This is a genomic window from Vibrio sp. Y176 (assembly GCF_033438945.1).
In genome coordinates, this window is record NZ_JAWOQS010001179.1 from 1 (window position 1) to 519 (window position 519).

General features: G+C 43.7%; 1 protein-coding gene. It reads left to right on the forward strand.

All coding sequences use genetic code 11. The features are described 5' to 3' along the window. A partial coding sequence (locus tag R7O13_RS30845) for a histidine kinase dimerization/phospho-acceptor domain-containing protein (protein WP_318305717.1) occupies positions 1–519 on the forward strand: 519 nt, incomplete at both ends.

Sequence of the window (519 nt, forward strand, 5' to 3'; positions counted from 1 at the left end):
GGATTGAACTCGGTAAAATTCATGTGACATTGTCACTTGGAGACGAGAAGCCAAAGTATGTGCGTTTCGATATTCGTCCTTTCGCTCATGGTGCTGAATACAAACTGATCATGACCATTACGGATGTCACTCATCAAGAAATGACCACGCGTACCTTGGAAAGTCGGGTGTTAGAAAAAACGCAAGATTTGCTACTGAAAAACCAACAGTTAGAAAACGAAATCGAAGAGCGCATTCGCACCGAAGACAATCTTAAAAAGACGCAAGATGAGTTGATTCAAGCTGCAAAAATGGCGGTTGTAGGGCAAACCATGACCAGTTTAGCGCATGAGCTTAATCAGCCATTAAACGCAATGTCGACGTATTTATACAGCGCGAGAATGTTCCTCGAACAGGAATCTCCAGAAAAGGTTGGTGAATCCATTACTCACATCGAAGGTTTGGCTACTCGGATGAGTAAGATCATCAACAGTTTGCGCCAGCTTGCTCGCAAGCCAGAAGGTGAAAGAGAAGTGAAGT